Annotated in this window: 18 protein-coding genes and 1 pseudogene; 4 read left to right on the plus strand and 15 right to left on the minus strand. The window is 40.7% G+C overall.

Annotation, left to right across the window (positions count from 1 at the left end):
- Positions 1-91 precede the first annotated feature (91 nt).
- The gene (locus AC1D7X_RS09445) at positions 92-214 is read left to right on the plus strand and encodes a hypothetical protein (RefSeq protein WP_495475129.1); all 123 of its coding nucleotides are present in this window, start codon (positions 92-94) and stop codon (positions 212-214) included.
- 298 nt (positions 215-512) lie between these two features.
- On the opposite strand, the gene AC1D7X_RS09450 is transcribed toward AC1D7X_RS09445, so the two are convergent.
- The 7 genes from AC1D7X_RS09450 to AC1D7X_RS09480 all read right to left on the minus strand — a co-directional run bounded on the left by AC1D7X_RS09450 (position 513) and on the right by AC1D7X_RS09480 (position 9,480).
- Entirely contained in the window at positions 513-1,007 is a 495-nt protein-coding gene (locus AC1D7X_RS09450; RefSeq protein ID WP_495456543.1) for a CAP domain-containing protein, read from the minus strand.
- 319 nt (positions 1,008-1,326) lie between these two features.
- On the minus strand, positions 1,327-2,073 hold the full coding sequence (locus AC1D7X_RS09455) for a hypothetical protein (protein ID WP_495475090.1): 747 nt from the start codon (positions 2,071-2,073) through the stop codon (positions 1,327-1,329).
- A gap of 64 nt (positions 2,074-2,137) precedes the next feature.
- Positions 2,138-2,986 carry an MBL fold metallo-hydrolase gene (locus AC1D7X_RS09460; protein WP_495456545.1) on the minus strand — a complete coding sequence of 283 codons (849 nt, stop codon included), beginning with the start codon at positions 2,984-2,986 and terminating at the stop codon, positions 2,138-2,140.
- Between the two features lie 168 nt (positions 2,987-3,154).
- On the minus strand, positions 3,155-4,630 hold the full coding sequence (locus AC1D7X_RS09465) for a protein adenylyltransferase SelO (protein ID WP_495456651.1): 1,476 nt from the start codon (positions 4,628-4,630) through the stop codon (positions 3,155-3,157).
- Positions 4,631-4,811: 181 nt separating this feature from the next.
- Positions 4,812-5,930, minus strand: coding sequence for an acyltransferase (locus AC1D7X_RS09470; protein WP_495475091.1), 1,119 nt, complete (start codon positions 5,928-5,930; stop codon positions 4,812-4,814).
- A 216-nt stretch (positions 5,931-6,146) separates the two neighbouring features.
- Positions 6,147-8,528 carry a phosphoketolase family protein gene (locus AC1D7X_RS09475; RefSeq protein ID WP_495456548.1) on the minus strand — a complete coding sequence of 794 codons (2,382 nt, stop codon included), beginning with the start codon at positions 8,526-8,528 and terminating at the stop codon, positions 6,147-6,149.
- Positions 8,529-8,754: 226 nt separating this feature from the next.
- Positions 8,755-9,480: a GntR family transcriptional regulator gene (locus tag AC1D7X_RS09480; RefSeq protein WP_495456549.1), complete on the minus strand. Its 726-nt coding sequence runs from the start codon at positions 9,478-9,480 to the stop codon at positions 8,755-8,757.
- A 148-nt stretch (positions 9,481-9,628) separates the two neighbouring features.
- Between AC1D7X_RS09480 and AC1D7X_RS09485 the strand changes: the two genes are divergently transcribed.
- On the plus strand, positions 9,629-10,498 hold the full coding sequence (locus tag AC1D7X_RS09485; RefSeq protein WP_495456550.1) for an aldose epimerase family protein: 870 nt from the start codon (positions 9,629-9,631) through the stop codon (positions 10,496-10,498).
- Positions 10,499-10,633: 135 nt separating this feature from the next.
- Here the strand turns inward: AC1D7X_RS09485 and AC1D7X_RS09490 are convergent, their stop codons facing one another.
- The gene (locus tag AC1D7X_RS09490; RefSeq protein WP_495456551.1) at positions 10,634-11,188 is read right to left on the minus strand and encodes a TetR/AcrR family transcriptional regulator; all 555 of its coding nucleotides are present in this window, start codon (positions 11,186-11,188) and stop codon (positions 10,634-10,636) included.
- A 169-nt stretch (positions 11,189-11,357) separates the two neighbouring features.
- On the opposite strand from AC1D7X_RS09490, the gene AC1D7X_RS09495 reads away from it, so the two are divergent.
- The gene (locus AC1D7X_RS09495; RefSeq protein ID WP_495456552.1) at positions 11,358-12,803 is read left to right on the plus strand and encodes a DHA2 family efflux MFS transporter permease subunit; all 1,446 of its coding nucleotides are present in this window, start codon (positions 11,358-11,360) and stop codon (positions 12,801-12,803) included.
- 101 nt (positions 12,804-12,904) lie between these two features.
- Here the strand turns inward: AC1D7X_RS09495 and AC1D7X_RS09500 are convergent, their stop codons facing one another.
- From AC1D7X_RS09500 to AC1D7X_RS09525, 6 genes and pseudogenes are all read right to left on the minus strand, one after another.
- Positions 12,905-13,441, minus strand: a complete 537-nt coding sequence (locus tag AC1D7X_RS09500; RefSeq protein WP_495456652.1) for a DinB family protein — start codon at positions 13,439-13,441, stop codon at positions 12,905-12,907.
- 67 nt (positions 13,442-13,508) lie between these two features.
- Positions 13,509-14,455, minus strand: a pseudogene (locus AC1D7X_RS09505) (helix-turn-helix transcriptional regulator).
- A gap of 141 nt (positions 14,456-14,596) precedes the next feature.
- Positions 14,597-15,211 carry a hypothetical protein gene (locus AC1D7X_RS09510; protein ID WP_495456554.1) on the minus strand — a complete coding sequence of 205 codons (615 nt, stop codon included), beginning with the start codon at positions 15,209-15,211 and terminating at the stop codon, positions 14,597-14,599.
- Positions 15,201-16,958, minus strand: a complete 1,758-nt coding sequence (locus AC1D7X_RS09515; protein WP_495475092.1) for a HAMP domain-containing sensor histidine kinase — start codon at positions 16,956-16,958, stop codon at positions 15,201-15,203. Before AC1D7X_RS09515 ends, AC1D7X_RS09510 begins: the two co-directional genes overlap by 11 nt.
- Positions 16,955-17,635, minus strand: coding sequence for a response regulator transcription factor (locus tag AC1D7X_RS09520; RefSeq protein ID WP_495475093.1), 681 nt, complete (start codon positions 17,633-17,635; stop codon positions 16,955-16,957). The genes AC1D7X_RS09515 and AC1D7X_RS09520 overlap by 4 nt, the downstream gene beginning before the upstream one ends.
- A gap of 280 nt (positions 17,636-17,915) precedes the next feature.
- Positions 17,916-19,193 (minus strand): amidohydrolase family protein, encoded by a 1,278-nt coding sequence (locus AC1D7X_RS09525; protein ID WP_495475094.1) that lies wholly within the window; start codon positions 19,191-19,193, stop codon positions 17,916-17,918.
- A 177-nt stretch (positions 19,194-19,370) separates the two neighbouring features.
- Between AC1D7X_RS09525 and AC1D7X_RS09530 the strand changes: the two genes are divergently transcribed.
- On the plus strand, positions 19,371-19,802 hold the full coding sequence (locus AC1D7X_RS09530) for a MarR family winged helix-turn-helix transcriptional regulator (protein ID WP_495456558.1): 432 nt from the start codon (positions 19,371-19,373) through the stop codon (positions 19,800-19,802).
- A gap of 68 nt (positions 19,803-19,870) precedes the next feature.
- On the opposite strand, the gene AC1D7X_RS09535 is transcribed toward AC1D7X_RS09530, so the two are convergent.
- Positions 19,871-21,496, minus strand: coding sequence for an MFS transporter (locus AC1D7X_RS09535; RefSeq protein ID WP_495456559.1), 1,626 nt, complete (start codon positions 21,494-21,496; stop codon positions 19,871-19,873).
- Between the last annotated feature and the right edge of the window lie 19 nt (positions 21,497-21,515).

Genomic DNA, 21,515 nt, shown 5'->3' on the forward strand with positions numbered 1-21,515 from the left:
CTTTCCTTTTCGCTGCGCAAGAATTTGTGGAATATGTAGGCCTCATGAACTGAATGAAGCTGCTCGAGTAGATGGTAATAGCGAGTGGACTATCTTCTGGAGAATCGTTATGCCATTATCCGCAGCAGGCTTATCTACCTTTGCTAATTTTACATTTACATTTATGTGGAATGATTATTTAGCACCTTTGATTTATTTGATGACGATACGTTAAAGACGCTGGCACTATGGGAATTGTATATCCTCAGAAGAAACGCCTTGGCGCCAATTAACCGAAGAGATCAAACAAGTATGGAATCAGCATAAGGAGCAGGAGAAGGGCGAAACATATAGCGTAGTATATTCTGATAGCGCATCCTGAGCCAGTTCGACTGCTTCAGATGGATTTCAATAAGTAATATCTATGGAATGTATCTTAATGAACAGTGGTGATACATCCTTCGAGGCAAGCTCAGACACTCAAAAGGCATACTGAATACAACTATTCAGTATGCCTTTTTTATTTTTTTGGATTACGGTTTCTGAATAAACAATTGTGTCCAATACGTTCGATATCGACTTGTTTCAGTTCCTGCTACGTACCCAACTCCAATATCCGTAAAGCGAGGATCCAGAATATTGGCTCTATGACCTGTACTATTCATCCATACTCTCATCACATCTTCAGGTGTTGCTTGACCTGCTGCAATATTTTCTCCATAAGCGCGATTATTGACCCCAAAACGATCTAACATTTCCCCCGGAGTTCCATAGGTTGGAGAAGTATGACCGAAATAATTGTTGTCTCTCATATCTCTTGATTTCAAAATCGCTAGATCTGTTAGCGTTGAATTAAGAGTTAGTGCAGCAATACCCCGACTTGTTCGTTCTTCATTTACCAATCTAAATACTTGTAATTCGTACGCATTTGCTTGTCTGATACGAATTCTTTTTGGCTTTCTTACCTTTTTCGTTATTTTGCTAGGATTACGTTTAATTCTTTTCATTGATGAAATTCTCTTTCTCATGTGATCAACCTCCAACAATATTTACATACAACATATATATATTGCTGAAGAAGCAATAACGCTTGTATCTTAGTCTATGATTCTACTAATTGATGTAAATGGATAGATTAACCATAGAAAATCTATCAGTAGAAATAGACCTCCAAGTGTATGTAAAAAAACCTACCTAATAATACGGTTCAACGTATCATAAGTAGGGCGATCGATCTTATATCTTTGCTTTACGCCAAAAGTACAGTCGGTGTATCTACCACATTTTACGTTCATCCCGATATTTTTTTATGTCATCCATTATTTCTTTGATTTCATATGAATGAGCTCAGTTGTTCCATAAATGATCTTGCAGCGTCTTTGTCAAGTCGTCTTGATGGCTGGAAAACTGCTTAAATCGGTGTCCGTTTGCTCCAGATGGATGAGGAAATCCCCATAAACAGCGCCGTGGATCTAGCCTGCCCTCAGACACCAAAAGCTGAAGCATTCCTTCCACTGTTTTTCCTAGAGGAATAATTAAAGCTTGGCTCAGGAACCCTAGCTCCTCCTCTAAAGACGTTAGCCCATATTCTCTAAGTAACGAGTTGGAGAGTAAATTGGGATGAGCTCCGCTATAATTTTTCTTACCTACAAATACGGGAAACCGTAATAAAGAGGTGGTATGCAGTATAGCTTGCTCCTCCTGAAACAATTCAGCACTTGAGGACAGATTCAAATATTGATGGAGTTTTAGTGTATCTAGCATATGAATTAACGTATTCCGCATGGAACCCGCGAATCTCGCCACTTCTTTAGCTTTTTTGCAGACCTCTTCATCTGAAAGACCCGCTTTGAGGCCTATAATCGCTTCTTGTATAGCAATCCTCATTTGTGTAAAACCAGGGGTTAACCCTAAAATGATTACCTTTGCAAAAGGATTCATGTACTCATTATGTGGTGCATAGTACATCTCAATTTCACCGCTACGCTTCATTAGAAGCTTATCCACCTGCAGATCCTCCCTAGTTAACGAGGAATCCTTCGGTAGCGAGAGTATTGTCGATTTATATTGTTCTAGGTGGTTAGAAATGAGCATGTCCATGCACCTCCCATATCACGATTAGTTAGTATTTGATCCTCAAATGACGGTGTGGAAAAATTTAAACTAGTTTGCGATTACCACTTACAAAGTTTTCAATATACTCGAGTTGTTCTTTATTGGGTGCTGTCTTTCGTACTTCGTTAAATCTAGTAACAGCTTTCTCAAGGTCTATTTCTTTACCCGCAATTTCTCCGATCCTAGTTAACTCATCCAAAAACGTCCACATTTCTACGTACGTCTTTGGATCTTGATGCCCTGTCACATAATAATTTACTTCGTACTTTTTTATTTTATCTAATAGGATGTAAAGTTCATCTTTGTTGTAGCTCCATGCTCCGCTGTAAAAGTCCTGATATATACAATCACCTAGAAACATAACTTTCTCTTCAGGAATATAAATAATGCATGAATCCTCTGCGTGAACCCCACCAACATGCTCAACTACACAGGACACGCCACCCAAATCAACCTCGATCTTATTATTAAAGGATAAATCTGGCGCCTTCAATTTCAAATCATCTCGTGTAGGCATTTCACGTTTTATCATATCTCTACAAAACTCAATTTCTTCACCCGTTCCAACGCGCGAGTCTAGTGAAGTGTCATCCCATTTTAGAGTTTTCAAATTATTTATCTTTTTCTTCGTTTCTTCATAACTAATTGTTAATAATCCCATCGTATGAATACCAAATATATGGTCCCAATGCCAATGTGTAATGACTAGAAAATTTACAGGTGCGATATCCATTTTTTTGACTTCATTGAGGAAATCCATTGCATGTGCAGGTGAATTCCCTGAATCAACGATCAAGCTGAAGGTATCCCCACAAATTAACCCCAATGTGGGACGGTCAGTTTCTGAATAATGGGGCATATAGTACACTCTATTTGCGAGTTTTTTTAACATTTAAATACCTTCTCTACTGTTATTTTTTAGGCTAATGATCAAATGCTCCCCGCGCTGGGAATATACCGAGAATTTAGCATTTCAGAAAAAAGTCCGCCTTCATAATGACAGGCAGCCCATCATACAATTGTATCCGATTGTTAGAAGTTATATAAATCCAGTAACTTATCATGTTCCACAATAAGTTCTATAAGGACGATTAGACTCCACCGGTAACGTAGCGTAAACAGCCTGTTCTGGTGTGTGTGCATAGGGATTATCAAGTGCCTCTAATAATTGTTCCATGACACTGTAATCTCCACAATTCACTGCAGCTTCTAATGCCTCTTCTACGCGATGATTGCGAGGAATAATCGCTGGGTTGCTGTTTCTCATCAACTCATGTGCTTCATCCTTCAATTCCTGTTGCCGCTCAAGTCTCTCCTGCCACAACGTATACCACTGAGTAAACTCTGGCGTGCCAGACAGAACTGTTTCCTTCGCCGTATCAAAGGTTAAAGCAAGAAAAGTATTCGTATAGTCCGCTTGATATTTTTTCATCATATCGAGGAGATCTTTAATAAAATTCTCATCCTGTTCTTCGACTTTAAATATGCCAAGCTTGGATCCCATTCCAGCAAGCCAGGTATCATAATACAACGTTGCATATTCTGCTAACGCATTCTCAGCCAATTCGATAGCTTCAGATTGATCATCATGAAGTAAGGGTACAAGGGCTTCTGCAAATCTTGTAAGATTCCAACCCCCAATATTCGGCTGGTTGCCAAAGGCGTAACGACCTTGTCTATCAATGGAGCTAAACACAGTGGCAGGATCAAAGGTATCCATAAATGCACACGGACCATAATCAATCGTTTCTCCACTAATCGCCATATTATCTGTATTCATTACCCCATGAATAAAGCCTACCAACTGCCACTTGGCAATCAACTTCGCCTGACGTTTGATGACTTCTTGAAGTAAATGGAGATAGCGATTGTTGTCCTCTTTTATAGATGAAAAATGCCTTTGTAATGTATAATCGGCAAGAACTCTAATATCTTCAACATCCCCCCATTGGGATACATATTCAAAAGTACCTACGCGCAAATGACTAGCAGCGATGCGAGTAAGAATGGCACTCGGCAAATCTTGTTCACGGATGACGGATTCACCCGTCGCCACTACCGCTAAGCTCCGAGTTGTAGGAATACCTAGCCCATGCATGGCTTCACTAATGATGTACTCGCGTAGCATCGGTCCAAGTGAAGCTCGACCATCCCCTCCGCGGGAGTATGGTGTTCGCCCTGCTCCCTTTAGTTGGATGTCCAAGCGATCTCCTTCTGGCGTTATCTGCTCACCAAGTAGAACAGCCCGTCCATCGCCTAACATCGTGAAGTTCCCAAATTGATGCCCTGCGTAAGCTTGAGCAATGGGCTCCGCACCTTCCGGTATGCTGTTTCCAGCAAGCACCGCTACGCCTTCTTCACTTTGTAATGCCTTGATGCTTAACCCTAAGGATGTTGCCAACTTCTCATTGAGAATAACTAACTGTGGCGATTTCACTGGCGTTGGGTTAGTGTGGCTAGCAAATAATTGTGGCAGACGAGTATAACTATTTTCAAAATTCCAACTTGCTTCTAATCTTTCATCTATCTTTGTCATCGCCATAACCTTCTCTTCGTTATTTTTCAGATCCATAACTATTGTACTCCTATGCATTGTAATAATTGTGTGGCATATAGACAAGCCTGTTCCTTATGTCTAACCCTACCCCATTATTTTTAACAATAATCTCAATATTTATCTTTTTTTTTTTGGAGAAAAAAGCACCTGATGCGTGTCATCAGGTGCTTTTGGTCGTGTCCGTTTGGATCGCCGGTGATCGTCTGCGAACGTCAGATTTGCCAACAATGTATATTCCAAGGCTTGTTTTCTGAATAACCATGGTAATGAGCCATGAAAGCGTCAATGCGACTAATCCACCTGCTATTGTTAACAGATGATAGGATATCACTCCATGAGTCATCACTTTTTGCCGCCATAAAAGCAAGAAGAACGGATGGATGAAGTAAATACCGAACGAGCACGTTCCAATGGAGAATAGGGCTTTGCGTAAAAAATGAAGATGTCCCCCCTCAAGTAGTAACGCGACCTGCATCAGCACTAAGCAGCAAATTGCAACATAGGTGTAGTCGGACACAAAGTTAAGATAAGAAAGATAAGGTTGCGGGATCCAGTGCGGATTCGTTCTCAGTAGCCACATTTGGCCTACATAGACAATGCCGGAGATAACGAATCCGAAATAAAGGGAACGTTGCCGCCAGAGTTTACCCCCTGCTTTGAATTTCCCGGCCGCATAAGCACCCAAGAATAAATAGAGCAGGTACGATCCGATAAATGTACCAACCTTGCTCATATGGAAAATGTAATGGTTCAATATATAAAAGGCAATTTGGAATATGGCGCCGCATAACAGCGGATGACTCTTGACGAACCTATTCCGAAGTAATATATGAAAGAGCGGAAACAGTAAGTAAAATTGGGCAATGATAACGATGAAGTACAGATGGGCGTAGTTGTCACCGATTAGCAGCCCCTTTACATAACGCCATAGACCCTCTCCCACAGACATTTGCTGAATATGCATAACAATAACTAAATAAAAAAAGGACCAGAGTAAGTAGGGAACGATGATTGTCTTCAGGCGCTTCCGGTAAAAAACGAGCCAATTTTGCTTTGTACCGTCGTCGTAGTGATAGAAAAGCAGAAGTGCGCTCAAGAAAAGAAAAGCGGGCACGGCAAAATGAGAAGCAGTGTTAATAATGTGATAAAAGGGATAAAGGAATGAATCCTTCGATAGCTCCATGATTGCATATGACGTCGAATGGATCGCCAATACCGCCAGCATTGTGATACCCCTTAATAGTTCAAGATAAGTAAATCTTTCTCTTTTTTCCACCATGCACCCTCCAAGATCATGTTATTGCATACTAATGACGGTGTTTGTCCGAAATAGGTTTCTGCATAATATTCTGTAATATTTTCCTGAAATAAACCAATAATCTCATTATACTCGGATATCGTCATGAACATGTTCATAATAAATACAAAAGAAGGACCCGCCCCTCAGCGGATCCTTCTACATGCTCTCAAATTACATGAATTAGATAAAGAAATATTATTTCAATTCTTTCCATACCCAGTTTTCTACTTCCGGCAAATCAGTACCTTCTTCACGGATGTATTCATGATGTTTCTTAATCGTAGCATCCATTTCATTCGCAATTGCTGTATATTGGTCTGCATCTGACAAGCTCAACACTGCTTCCTTCACTAAGTCAAAACGGTCCATTTGATTCAATACCCGCATATCAAATGGGGTCGTGATATCGCCATTCTCGCGGTATCCATGGACATGAAGATTATGGTTGTGACGATCAAAGAACAGGTCCTTAATGAGTCCTTCATAACCGTGGAAAGCGAAGATCACAGGTTTATCTTGTGTGAAATAGTGATCGAACTCCTTGTCAGATAGACCACGTGGGTCAAGCTTCTGACTTCTCAGCTTCAACAAGTCAACCACGTTAATATAACGAATCTTCAGTTGTGGTAATTTCTCATGCAGAATGGAGATGGCAGCCAAGCTCTCCATCGTTGGCTCGGTTCCTGCGGAAGCAAATACTACATCAGGCTCTCCATCATGATCCGTACTTGCCCAGTCAATGATCTTCAAGCCTTTATCCACCAATATCTTCGCTTCATCTGCACTAAACCATTGTGGACGTGGATGTTTGGAAGATACGATAAGGTTAATCTTCTGGCGGTCGTTCAAGATCGTATCAAATACAGCTAGCAAGGAGTTCGCATCCGACGGTAAATATTCACGGATAAATTCTGGCTTCTTGTCTGCCAAATGGCCGAGTAACCCCGGATCTTGGTGAGTATATCCGTTATGATCCTGTTGGAACACCGTAGAAGTTGCTACGATATTTAACGATGGGATATCCGTACGCCATTCTTGGTCCGTTGCCTTACGCAACCACTTAAAGTGTTGTGTAATCATCGAGTCAACTACCCGCAAGAAGGCTTCATAACTTGCAAAGAAACCATGACGTCCCGTTAACACGTAACCTTCGAGTAAACCTTCTGCCTGATGTTCGGATAATTGCGAATCAATTATGCGGCCATAAGGAGCAAGGAACTCATCGTTAGGTTCGATAATTTGGTCCATCCATTGACGTTTTGTAACTTCAAATACAGGTGCCAAACGGTTAGACATCGTTTCATCTGGTCCGAAGATTCTGAAATTACGGTTATCTTCATTTAGACTGACTACATCTCTAACGTATTTTCCTAAGACAGCCATATCTTGCGCAATCACTTTGCCTGGAGTGGAGTTATCAAGGACATAATCCCGGAAATCCGGTAACCGCAAATCTTTAATAAGGTTACCCGCGTTAGACACGGGATTCATTCCCATGCGTCTGTCACCCTTAGGCATGATTTCAGCAATTTCAGGTTTTAGACGACCATTGTCATCGAAACATTCTTCTGGCTTATAGCTTTTCAACCATTCTATTAAGGCAGGTGCATGCTTCATATTTTTTTGGTCAACTGGAATAGGAACCTGATGGGCGCGGAATGAACCTTCATTTGGTACTTGATCCCACTCTTTTGGACCTGTCCAACCTTTAGGAGAACGGAAGACGAGCATTGGCCATACAGGGCGGGTAAGGTCATTATTTTCACGTGCATTGTTTTGAATGGCTGCGATTTTCTCGACGATGGTATCAAGAACCTTCGCCATTTCTGGATGCATTAAATCCGGATCTGATCCTTCCACAAAGAACGGTTCCCAGCCCATTCCCTTGAAGTAAGAAGTTATTTCTTCGTTCGACTGACGGGATAGAATCGTTGGGTTACTGATCTTGAATCCATTAAGATGGAGGATCGGCAACACAGCACCATCTGTCACTGGGTTAATGAATCTGTTGGAGAACCATGAAGCTGCTAATGGCCCCGTTTCTGCTTCGCCATCTCCTACAACAACCGCAGAGATTAGATCTGGATGATCCAATATCGCCCCTGCACCGTGGGAGAGCGAATATCCTAACTCGCCGCCTTCATGAATGGATCCCGGTGTTTCAGGAGCAGCATGGGAAGCAATACCGCCAGGGAAAGAGAACTGTTTGAACAACTTCTTCATGCCCGGAATATCTTGTGTGATTTGCGGGTATATTTCAGTATAGCTTCCATCAAGATACGAATTTGAAACCATAACTTGACCCCCATGTCCAGGTCCTTCAATATAGAGCATGTTCAAATCATATTTGTTAATCACGCGATTTAGATGCGCATATATAAAGTTCTGACCCGGAATTGTCCCCCAGTGTCCAATAGGCTTAATCTTAACATCCGACTCTTGTAATGGTGCTTGTAACAACGGATTGTCCTTCAAATATAACTGACCTACTGAGAGGTAGTTGGTTGCGCGCCAATAAGCATCGACCTTAGCTAAATATGTTTTAGATGAGTAATCCAATTGTGTTGTTAGTCCCATTTCTTCCACTCTCCATCTATTTTTATATACGTTCAATTGTGAAACATTTCACGTTGTTATATTTATATCATAACGTTTTTTCAGGAAATTGATACGGTCCAATTATGTGAAATATTGAACATAGTATGAATAATGGATAAAAACAATTCATATTTCTACTAATTTAAGGTTCTTTTATGAATAAATCACAGTAAATTATGCCAAAAAAAGAAGACCGAAGCATTCTTCAGTCTTTCACCGAGACAAACGTATTGAATTTCATATATTTGTAGTGGAATCGCATATGGGAAAACTCGAATGGAGTACCATTATCCAAGAAAAAAATCCCCTCCATGATCCCGACGGGTTCATTTTCTTTCAGACGCAGAAGTTCTTGATCCGTAGCGGTGGAAGGCTCTGCAAATATAGATAAAAACGACTTGGTGACAGCCAGATTATGGGCTTCCTCCAAGTAATTGAATATGGACCCTTCGATAATGGTCTGGTTCAGATTTTGAACAATTTTGATCGGAATGTAGCCTGTTTCAATCATAAAGGGTTCTTCATCAAACAACCGCAAGCGAATGATCTTATAAACAAAATCATGGGGCTCTAGGAACAAATCACGCTGTAACTCCTCCGTTGGTGGAATAACCTCGAAATTGAGTACCTTGGTTGTAGGTTTGATCCCGTGCATATGGAAATTGTCGGTGACGCCTAAATTTGACCCTTCGTAATTGAAGATCGATTCATTCTTTATATATAAAGGGTTAATGAATGTTCCCGACCCTTGCTTTTTAAAAATAATTCCATCATGCTCCATCTTAGTCAGCGCACGCTTCACGGAACTACGGCTAACCTGGTAAGCTTCACTAAGGCTGCGCTCATCGGGCAATCTCATGTTGGCAAATTGTCCGGCAAAGATTTTTGTCTTGAGGTCATCAATAATTTGCTTATAGACGAATTCCGCCATATCGTACTCCTTTTCAGTTCCTGTTCTACTCCTATTCTACCATTAATCAAATGTGAGGTGTGGTAATTTAATGTATAATATGTTTATGATTTATGAACCTATTAGGTCGTCATTGCTCTTAATATAATTACCGTTGAGGAGGAAGATTATGTTTACTTATTACACGAAGCAAGACCATTTTGAGACCTATGTTCTATCCAATGAGGAGCGTAACATTTATGTTGAAGTGGTCCCTGAACGGGGAGCTATTATTAGTAAATATGTACATAATAATGAACCCATTTTTTATCTGGAACAAGAAACATTAGAGGATACCTCAAAGAATATACGCGGTGGTAATCCTATTTTGTTTCCTATTAGTAGCTACTTAGAGGATGAGACTTACACGTACAATGACACCGCCTATCATCTAAAACAACACGGATTCGCGCGTAATCTACCAGCTAAGGTCATCCATACGTCTACTGATGAACACAGTGCTTCAGTCACTCTAGAAATCGTAGGTAATGAAGAAACCTATGAGAGATACCCTTTCCATTTCAGACTGGTCATGCAATATACACTTACTAAGGATGGACTAGACATACAAGCTACCATTCATAATCTGGATCATAAAGTGATGCCCTTCTATTTAGGTTACCACCCTTATTTCTATGTAGCAGATAAAGATCGTCTCGAATTAAACATTCCTTCATCTCATTGCAATGAAATGATACCCCATAGTATGGCGCAGGGTAAGTTTAACTTTAATCAACCCGAGTCTAATGTCATTTATGATCAACTACAATCGAATCAATGTGAGATGATTGATCATGCCAGACAGCTGAAAGTGACAATCACCTCTGAGGATGTATATCAGTATATGGTGTTATGGGCATTGCAAGGAAAATCCTTTGTATGTATTGAACCTTGGATGGCTCCAGTAAATGGGTTGAACATTGGACAAGGTATCCAATTACTTGAAGCTAGCCAAGTACATACATCCACCATCCAAATAAAAGCAGAATCGCTTATATAACTTTCAAAAAGAGATGTTATCTATCTCCGATATGATACCGCGATCGACAAAAACCATGTTGGGTAAATACACCCGACATGGTTTTTAGCTTTTCAGATTTCATCATATACATCTTATTTAAAGACAATAAGTTCCTTACATATGCCTCTTGTTGTACATCAAGGTAATCTGACCTGCGATGTATTCTGAGCTAAATTGAGTACCATCCTTAATCCACCACATAATAATACCCAAGAGTGAAGATGCTATAATATCAACCGAAACCTCTTCCTTCGTAAGTTTAATATTTCTCATTTTTCTACGCCTTTCTATCGTGCTTTTTATTAAATTAAACAAGTTGTTTTTGAATCCTTTGTTCTCAATCAATACCCCAAACACTTTTCGATATTCATAAATACAATCCAAAAAGGTTACTAACTGGTCCTGTTGGGTGCTACTCTTCACTTGTAATAATGGTTCCATTTTCATAGATAGATCATCAAAGATTTCATGTACAATCTGGCGTAATAAGTCATTAATATCCTCGTAATGCAAATAAAACGTGGCACGATTTAGTTCTGCACAGTTCGCAATCTTCTGAACGGTCAACTGAGAGATTTCAATATTATCCGCTAATAAGGAAAAAACCGCATTTTTTAGCATCTTTTTTGAACGAATGGTACGTGGATCTTCTTTTTTATGGGTAGACATTTCATCCCTCTATTATCGATTATTGTTTACTTCATTGACAAATCAATTGATTCTGTCGATTAGTCAACACTTTTAAATAAATTGTAAATAGGCAATTTTCTTAAATACTGATATGATCTATTTTATTGACACTATGTCGAAAAAGCAATGAAGAGAGGTTTTCACATCTATGCAAGAAGACGATAAAAAAATAAATAAAAAGATATTAATAACCATTTTTATCATTGGTTGCTTCTTATCCACTTTGAATCAAACGCTATTAAATGTCGCATTAAGTAATTTAATGGACGTATTTCAAGTATCGGCAACAACCGTACAATGGATTTCAACGGGCTTTATGCTTGTCAACGGAATAATGATTCCTACTACAGCCTATTTAATGAAACGTTTTACAACGCGTCAATTATTCATAAGCTCCATGCTATTTCTATTAGTGGGTTCTATTGTTTGTGCAGCGGCACCCAACTTTAGTATGCTACTAGCTGGACGTATGATTCAAGCTGCGGGTGCAGGGATTATCATGCCACTCATGATGAGTGTAGTTCTTGCGATTTTCCCAGTTGAAAAACGTGGTAGTGCCATGGGACTCCTTGGTCTGGCGATGATATTTGCTCCTGCTATTGGACCAACCCTTGCGGGATTTGTCATCGAATATCACTCTTGGCGCTGGTTATTTATCGGCATAATACCATTTGTCATCATTATCATTTTGCTGGCAATGAAATATTTAGTGAATGTATCCGAAACGTCGAAAGCGAAGCTTGATGTGTTTAGTGTTCTTTTATCAACTATCGGATTTGGCCTCATTCTATACGGATTCAGTAGTGCGGGTAGTAAAGGTTGGGACAATATCATTGTGATACTGTCATTAGTGATTGGGATCATTGTAACGGGTATCTTCTGTATTCGACAAATTAAGTCCAATGATCCACTGTTAAACCTATCTGTATTTAAAAATAAAATCTTTACGATGACATCTCTTATAAATGTATTAGTCACCATGATGATGTACGCAGATATGATCTTATTACCTATTTATCTACAACAAGGTCGCGGATTCACAGCTTTTGATGCAGGACTTTTATTACTACCAGGTGCACTTGTGAATGCGTTTATGTCACCTGTCACTGGTAAACTATACGATCGCTTTGGTGCGAAACCACTCTTTATTATTGGGTTAATCTTTATTATCCCATCGATGTGGGCCGTAACAGATTTATCTGAATCGACAACGTATATGTATTTAATGATTCGTACGATCGGTCTTCGGATTGGGTTAAGCTTCATCACTATGCCACTCAATACGGCGGGACTCAACGCATTACCCAAACAACTTGGTACGCACGGTACAGCAGTGAATAATACCGTTCGCCAAATTGCTGGAGCGATTGGTACGGCTGTCGTAATCACCATTTACACAGTGCAGTCAACAAGCCATGCAGCAACAGTGATGCAGGATAACCCTTCAACTGCTACTGAGCTACTTAAATCCCTTTCATCCATTTTAGGGGCAAGTGATGCCTATTACTTCATGACGATTCTAGCCATCGTCGCGTTTATCATCACATTGTTTATGCCCTTGAAAGCGAAGAAAACGGTTGAAGAAAAAGCATAAGCAGTACAAGAAAATGAATCAATTTTAAGGTATATAAATTAAAAGACGAAGCCATCGATTACGTTGGCTTCGTCTTTTGTTGTGCATGAACTTTATGTGGTCTAACTCACGCTGAGCATTTGTTTTAAACGGTCCAGCTGCAGAAGATGATGACGGTAATGCATTTCAACAAGCAGAAACCATTCCTCCGCACACAGTCCACCAAATGACGGATGGGGTATTGTATGTTCTTTGGACACTTGTACAAGGGTTGGTTCAATCTCTTTCATTCTCTGGAGGACCGTGTATAACCCTTGAATTAGTTGCTCTTTGTTCTCAGGCTGTTCAGGTGTATACTGCGCAGAAGGCGGAACCTGAATACGAATGGGTGGGAAACTTCCTTGAGCAAATACAGCCACACCTCTCTCCGTTTTTCCCGCTTGAGGCACGGGTTGATCTTGACTTGGTACTAAACATTGCTCTAGGTTACGAAGTTGCATATACAGTGCTGAGTTAATAAGATGTTGTACCATCTGCCCGATGGACCACTCATTGTCACTTGGCCTTTGCTTCAGTTGCTCCAGATTAATTGGATCCAGCTCATGAATATAATGTGTCACCGTATCCTCAAAACGTTGTAATGCATCCTTTGTTGTAATCATAATGCTTTGTCTCCTTAGTCATCTTTTTATCTAAGTATACAAAAACGCTACTGACACCTTTATGTCAGTAGCGTTTCAACATGTTCTCCAGTTCATTTCTAACTCGATGTCGGAAGGATTCCGGCTCCAGCACCTCCACGCCACTTCCCCAACTGAACACCCAATGCAGTAATTCCTCAGGCTGTCGAACACGAAGGGTCATCAACAGCCCATCCTTATGTTCCTCTATGGCTTCTGTATAGAAGTTGTTCGATTCCTTTACCTTATCGGCAATGTCAGGTTGGACATGGATGCGAACACGAATGTTGCGATCATCTGTTGGCCGGTATACATTCAAATCAAAATCTGATGACAACTTAAATCCAGCTTCCAATACACGAAGATCCGTCATTCGAGACAACCGGAAATGCCGAATGCCTTCACGCAATTCGCACCATGCGATAAGTACCCATGCCCCTAGATGAAGCACAATACCATATGGTGCAACTGTACGAACACTTTGACGGTTCCCGTCAGCCTCAGCAGTACTTTTAGAATAGTGGAATCTTATTTTTTTTCCTCCAGCATCGCTCCGCGGATCGCTTCCAAGTATGCCTTTGCTTGTATTCGAGATACATCTTCAGGGGATGAAAACAAACGAAAGCCCTTACGAATCCGGGATGCCTCTTTGCGGATCGGTTCCGGCAAGATGGCTTCGATCTTCGCTCTCGAATTTCGAGACTTACTGACATAATGGGCATCAAATGACTGCTCGATAAAATCTATCCCAATGAGTAACGTCACAGCTTCATCCACTGTGAAACTAACGGGCGGTAGGAAATACCCCTCCAGTAAGGAGTATCCCTGCCCTGGCGCCCCTATCACGGATACACCGGCTTCACTTAAAGCCTGAATATCCCTATAGATTGTTCTCACGCTTGTTTCAAATATAGCGGCCAAATCCTCGGCTCGTAACACTTCATTACGCTGCAGCTCAAGCACTATGGCTAACAAACGATCCATTTTGTTCATGCACTGCACCCCTTTCCGAGAGACTTCTTGTATACCAGAGTTGCTACCTATGAACTAATCCTGATTGGCCATTATCTAATTATACTCCGTAACCTTATCTTACCAATTATGATCAAATAATCCAGTCACATTCCATCCCTATTAAATCAATGTTAGTTTCTTTTTCCAAGTTAATTCCTTGCCTTGATCATTCTTGAATAGAAAAATGATTTGACCTTCCTCACCTTTCATCGAATCTGGATAGAAGAACCCAGTATATTGTCCGTTACCACTAATGTAGAATCCATCTCCACCGTTCGCTCCATTTTCAATCGCTTCTTGGATAGAATTTATAATCGTATTATCCTTAGAAATCCACTGTAATTCAGCTAGAGCATATCCTTCCGGAATCTGTTTCACACCAAAATCAAAACTATTTCCCTCAATTGGCTTGGGAGTCTGATCGATAATAACTAATATTTCTTTATCGGATTCTACCGAATTGTCCTTTTGAGGCTTGGTATTCTCTTGTTTACTTTCAGTTGGTTTGACTGGTTCCGATTGTTTAATTGGTTCAGTTGGCTCGGTTTGTTTTGTTGGTTCATTTTGTTCAGATGGTTTAGTTTCTATGTTGTCCGATGGTTCGGAAGGCTGCGTCGTTACGGTCCCCGTTGTTGATCCATTGTTAGATCCTTTGTCGGATTCTGTGCTACAAGCACTGGTCAGAAGTAGCGCACATAGCGCACATATAACATACATCATTTTTTTATTGTTCATTGATTTCTCTCCTGCTTTCATTTAATTTAAAAGAAAATTCGACGCCTGAATTCGTATTTACCACACCGAACTCACTCTCATGAAGTTCCAGAATATGTTTAACGATCGTGAGCCCTAGACCTGTTCCTCCCGATCTACGATCCCGTGAACGTTCAACGCGATAGAACTGATCCCATATTCGACTCAGGTCCTCCTTGGCAATGTGCGGTCCGATGTTCTCAATCACTGTGTTTACTTTTCCAGCAATGGTCCTTCTGATGCAGATTGTAATGACGCTATTCTCCACTGCATACCGTATAGCATTACTTAATAAATTCAGAACAACCTGTTCGAGCCTTCTAGGATCGGCCTCAACGAATAGTTCTTCCTCTTCGAGGTTTACCTTAATCTGAAGGTGCTTACTCTCCAACTGTTGAGAGAAGGAATCGACCATATTCTGAATAAGGTTTGTCATAGATATACTTCTAGGATGCAACCGAACAGCTTTAACTTCAAATTTGGAGAGCTCTAACATATCCATAATTAATGCATTCATACGATCCGTTTCATTCACAATCATGGCAAGGTACCGGTCTCTTTTATCGGTCGCAACACCATCCTGTAGCCCTTCAGCGAAGCCTTTAACAATGCCTAAAGGAGTTTTCAACTCATGGGAGATGTTCGCGATCAGTTCTTTACGAAGCTGTTCGGATCGCTGTTTTTCTTCCATATCCTCCTGTAACTTTATATTGGCATCGGTGAGATCCTTCAAGGCTGCATCTAAATTGTGCGATAACGCAATCATATTACGCGATAACTCCCCAAATTCATCCTTTGAATCGATTTGTGGCTGTACCGTAAAGTCTAGATTAGCTAGTCGCACAGCTGAGCGGCTTAACATTACTAACGGACGTGAGACAATTTTGGAATAAATAAAGGATAGAATAATCACGAGTATAAGAATAATAGGTGCCATATAAACAAAATATTGCTTGAGTATCCCGACAGCTTCCCCGACCGGCTGCAGAGAGGTCATGACCATTAAATAACCACTCCCATTCTTACCTTCAGATAATGATCGGATTAGAACAATGTATTGGACACCACTCCATTTATCACTCCAATTCATCTGAACAAGAGAACCGTTCTTTAAGGTAGAAAGAGATTGTTCTGCTTCTGACTTTAGATCCAGCAAAGCATCATCTATAAGGGTATCCTGATAAAGAGGATTGTACGATCGCCGATCAGGCAACATCAAATTCGTTATCTTCCCTTCCACTCGTTGCAAGCCCTCTTCAAGATCCGAATCTATCTGCTGTACGACCACAGGATGCATAATGGTATCCTTCTCATCCATGAAGATCCCATCTACCACCAGATTATCGCCAATTTCAATTCCTTGCGGAATAGTATCCATTGTCAGTCCATTTGTTGGAATAAGAATAGTAATGGACTTAGTGTCATCTTGAATCTCCAAGAAATAAGGATTTAGGGTTGTTCGTTCCCACTGATTATTCAAGATGGCAGTACTCACATCATTGTGATTCATAAATGTACCGAACAGCGGGGAAATTGATCGTTCTTTGGACTCAGATTGGTTGAATTGATCCACGAATTGATTGATATTTTGCTCTAATGTTTGGATCTTAGACGTACGATAAAATCGCTCAAAGAACAATCCCTCTGCAAGTAGCACTAACGAAAAAACAACCAAAATCATAACCGACGTTACAATGAAAAGTTTTAGAACTACACCGTGTCTTCTCATACTTCTAACTCAAACTTATACCCTGCACGAATGACAGTGCGTATATATCGACCTTCATCTCCGAGCTTGGCTCTTAGTTTTTTGATATGGGTGTCTACTGTACGTAAATCTCCCACATAATCGTAGCCCCAAACTGTGTCGAGAATATATTCTCGTGACAAGACCTTATCATAGTGCTTGGTGAGAAAGAGAAGTAAGTCATACTCTTTGGGTGATAAATTAACTGTCATTCCCGTTACCGATACCGTATGTGCCATTCTATTCACGACTAAGTCACCATAGCTAAAGATATCGCCTTCATTTCCGATAGTCCCTTCTGCTCTTTTCATTAGTGCCGTAGCGCGGGCTACCAATACCCTTGGACTTAAGGGCTTCGTCACATATTCATCAGCACCCAGCTCGAATCCTAACATTTGATCATCGTCTTCTGACCTTGCGGTAATAATAATAATCGGTACGTCTGACTTCTTGCGAATGCTTCTACATACGGACCATCCATCCATTTCTGGCATCATAATATCTAGAACAATCAGATCCACAGAAGTCTGTTCGAAAATCTCAAGTGCGATTCTTCCGTTCTCCGCTTCATACACTTTCCAGTGTTCCTTTTCGAAATAATCCGTTATAAATTCTCGCATAAGCATATCATCTTCAACTAACAATATACTTCGTTCCATTACTGTACACTCCACATCTATCCGCATTTTTGTTACATAACGTAAGCTTAGGGGAATCTTATTAATACTTATACCCATATGTGAATCACATGTATACGATATCCCCATTTGTTCTTACAAGACTCAGTATAAAGTAATCCTGTGTACATCGTGTGTACTTTCAAGAATTCCCTTAAATCTCTTACCAGAAATAAAACTAAGAGCGCTACCTATTAGGTACGCGCTCTTAGTTTTCAGTTGATTTTATTTAAAGAGACTTGCGGTAATATAGCTCATGATATTACTCTCCTATTTGCCGAGAACCACGTAACCATACTTCACGGATCGATAACGTATCCGAGATATTAATTGTTGGGTCACCATCAACCAATACTAAGTCCGCTCTTGCCCCTTCTACAATACGTCCGCGGTCATCCAAGCTGAACCGACGGGCCGTTTTTGAAGTAGCGGACTGAAGGGCTTCTACAGCTGTGAATCCCGCTTCCACCAACAACTCCATTTCGTGGTGTACGCTAACTCCATGGGCAAGTCCGCCCAACGTTGGAACCGGTACAGAAACATCCGTACCCACCAAGATATCAACACCTGCACGGTGTAGATCCATTACATTCCGATAATTATCTTCCATACTTCCTTGCGGATAGGTATTAAAGCTGGAATTCAACGTATCAATCCATTCTGGACTGAGCTTGGACCTCACACGTGGATCAATCGCCATTTCCGATGCTGGTTTACCGATAATTGAAGAGTTCAAGACGAGACATGGTGTAACAAAAGCTCCAGCCTCCGCGATCATTTTCACTAAATCCGGAGTCGTTTCAGGACGGTCGATGAATAAGTGCGCGAGTCCTTCTACTCCAACTTCTATGGCTTGCCGGGAAGATTCTACAGTTAATACATGAGCAATCGCAATCTTGTGATGACGATGTGCTTCTTCTACAGCCGCGCTTAGAATATCTTGGCTCAAGACAGGTAATCCGGGCGCTGCTAATACTGTCCCTTCTTCGATCATAATCTTGATATAGTCAGCTCCGTCTCTAACTTGTTCTTCCACGAATGCTATTGCTTCTTCTCGGGTTGATACCGTAGGAGCTTCTCCATGATCATGTGCGTGAGCGGCCAGCATGGCGTTACGATCTTCCTCGCTCATTTTCTCTGATTCTTTTAGAACAAAGTCTGGGATTTCCCCATCTCCTGGCATTAGTTCATCAGGATGTCCCCCAGGAGGTGTAACGCCCATTCCGGCAGATCGTACATCAGCAATATCTTCTATCCCTTTCAATTGTGTCGCACGGCCTTTTTTCGTGAACCCGCCCATCATTTCCAGTTCCGTTGTAACTCCAAATTTCAGTGCGTCTCGTAGACCATCTACAGATGTGTGAACATGAGCATCGATTAGACCTGGAAGCAGCGTCCCACCATCCGCATCTATAATGGTCGCATACTCTGGTATTTCCCCTCCAACCGATATAACTTTGTCTCCTTCAATCAGAACTGTATTGGCTTGGATCACTTTCTCCCCATCAAAAATACGCGCATTCGTAATTGCAGTAATCATTGTATTTTCCTCCTGTAATGAATATACTTTTTATAAATTGAAATATAACAGTTAGATTTCTAACTGTCAACAGTCTAATTAAGTAGGTTGTCGCTATTACATTTGACAGTCACTCCCCTAACTATTAATATTACGTATAATTAGAAATCTAACTATACGAAGGGAGTCGGCTGTAGAATGACAGAACAAACCTTTCATACCCCCTATTCAGATGTGATTGTAACGATCGGAATGAAAATTAGAAGCATGGCTAATATCCGATTGTCAGAATTGGATCTGAACGCTCAGCAAGGGCAGATGATGGGATATATCTTTGAGAATCAGGACAAAGGTGTCATCCAGAAAGATTTAGCAGTCCATTTTAACCGTAAAGGAGCCACCATTACCAGCATGCTTCAAGGACTGGAGAAAAAGGGCTATATCAAGCGGGTCATCCCTGAAGATAACGAGCGACAAAAAAAAATATACTTATTGGAAAAAGGGAGCAATCTCGTTGAAGAATTCAACAAAATATTTATGGAAGTAGAACAGAGTATTACTCATGGTCTGTCTGAAGAAGAGAGTGAGATCTTCATGAAATTATTACTCAAAGTTAAAGCGACTTTATAGAGGTTAGAAGATCATGAGATACACAAAAAGTCAGTTCCCAAGGAACTGACTTTTCATACTTTTATCTCCTACTCCCCGCGAGACACAGTACCTTTCTCACGTAATGGTATTAATATTAAAGAAGCCACAATGATGAGTACACCTAAAATAGCTGCTGACCAGTATAACCCACCGTACCCATTCTGTGCTGCCATTTTGGTGATTTCAGAAACACTGTTTAGGATCACTTCTTTTAATGCTGGATCTTGGATTGAACCGACGATTTCATTCATTTGATTTGAATCGAACGAACCCGAGCCGGAAGCCATCTGCTGACCAATCTGTGCTAATTCACCTAGTGCATCCGGTGATAAAGAGGCCTGTGCAATGTTGTTCTGTAATACATCCTGGAAATCATTCTTAAAAAGATTACCCATATTGTTATAGCCACGTGCAATAAAGCCTGCATAAATGGTTGGAGCGATGGTCATCCCAATTTGGCGGAGTAAGGATAAAGAAGCAAGAGCAGTACCCTTATCAGATTTCAACCCTTCTGTGGCAAGAATATTTAACGGTGCACCTAAAATAACACCAATGCCGACACCTGCAATCATACTTGAGACAACAAATTGCCATTCCGATTCAATCCATAACGGGAATAAGGCAAATCCGATGGCTGCAATCAACCCAGACATAATCACTGTAAATACTGGGCCACGCTTACTAACAAGTACACCACCTAATCCAGCACCAACCCCTGCTGCTAATGCAAGTGGTGTCATCCAATAACCTGATTTCTCAGCCGTAATCCCCAGTACATTTTCTGTGAAGGCTGGGATGAAAATCATACCCGCTAAAATCCCACCTGATAAAGCACCAATTAGAAGCACCATTAAGAAACGAGGCTGCTTAATTAAGTGTATAGGTAGAATAGGGTCACCCTTTTCTTTTCGTTCTAATCTAGATTCATAAATTACTAACAGGATAAATAACACAATTCCTGCTCCAATAAATCCTGACACGTTAAGCTTCGTAAAGCTTGCCAAGAAATCAATATCAATGTTTGTTAATCCGTACATAATCGAAAGAATAGCGAATGATAAAATAATGGTTCCCATTAAATCTAAACGACCCGGACTTGGATCTGCCGATTCTTTTAGCTTCATAAAGGCAAGAATAAACAACACAATGGCAATAGGCACGTTAATTAAAAATAAAATATGCCAATTTCCCGTTAAATCAAGTAAGAATGAACCAACGTTTGGTCCTAATACTGCCGCTACCCCGTTCATTGCACCTAAAAGTCCTAAATATTTGGCCTGCTTGCTTGGCTCAACAGTACTTAAAATATGGGAGTTCCCGATAATGAAAATACCCCCGCCACCCAGTGCTTGAATGAAGCGCGCAGCTAAATAAAATCCAAATGATGGGCTAAGGGCTACTAATGATGAACCAATTCCAAATAAAATAATTTCAATAATAAATAACTTCTTCCTTCCGTACCTGTCGGAGAGTTTACCTACAATCGGTAAGCTAATCGCTAAACCTAATGTATAAATGGTTATCCCCCATGCGCCCCAGTTATCCGTCACATCAAAAGAACGATTAATGGTTGTGAGCGCTGAACTAATGATTCCGTTATCCAGCTGCGCCATAAATACGCCAATTGAGAATAAAAGCAAGGCCCAGAATTGAGATGATTTTTTAGCCAACATGATTCACCCCTTACAATCT

The sequence above is a fragment of the Paenibacillus sp. Y568 genome (assembly GCF_059445545.1).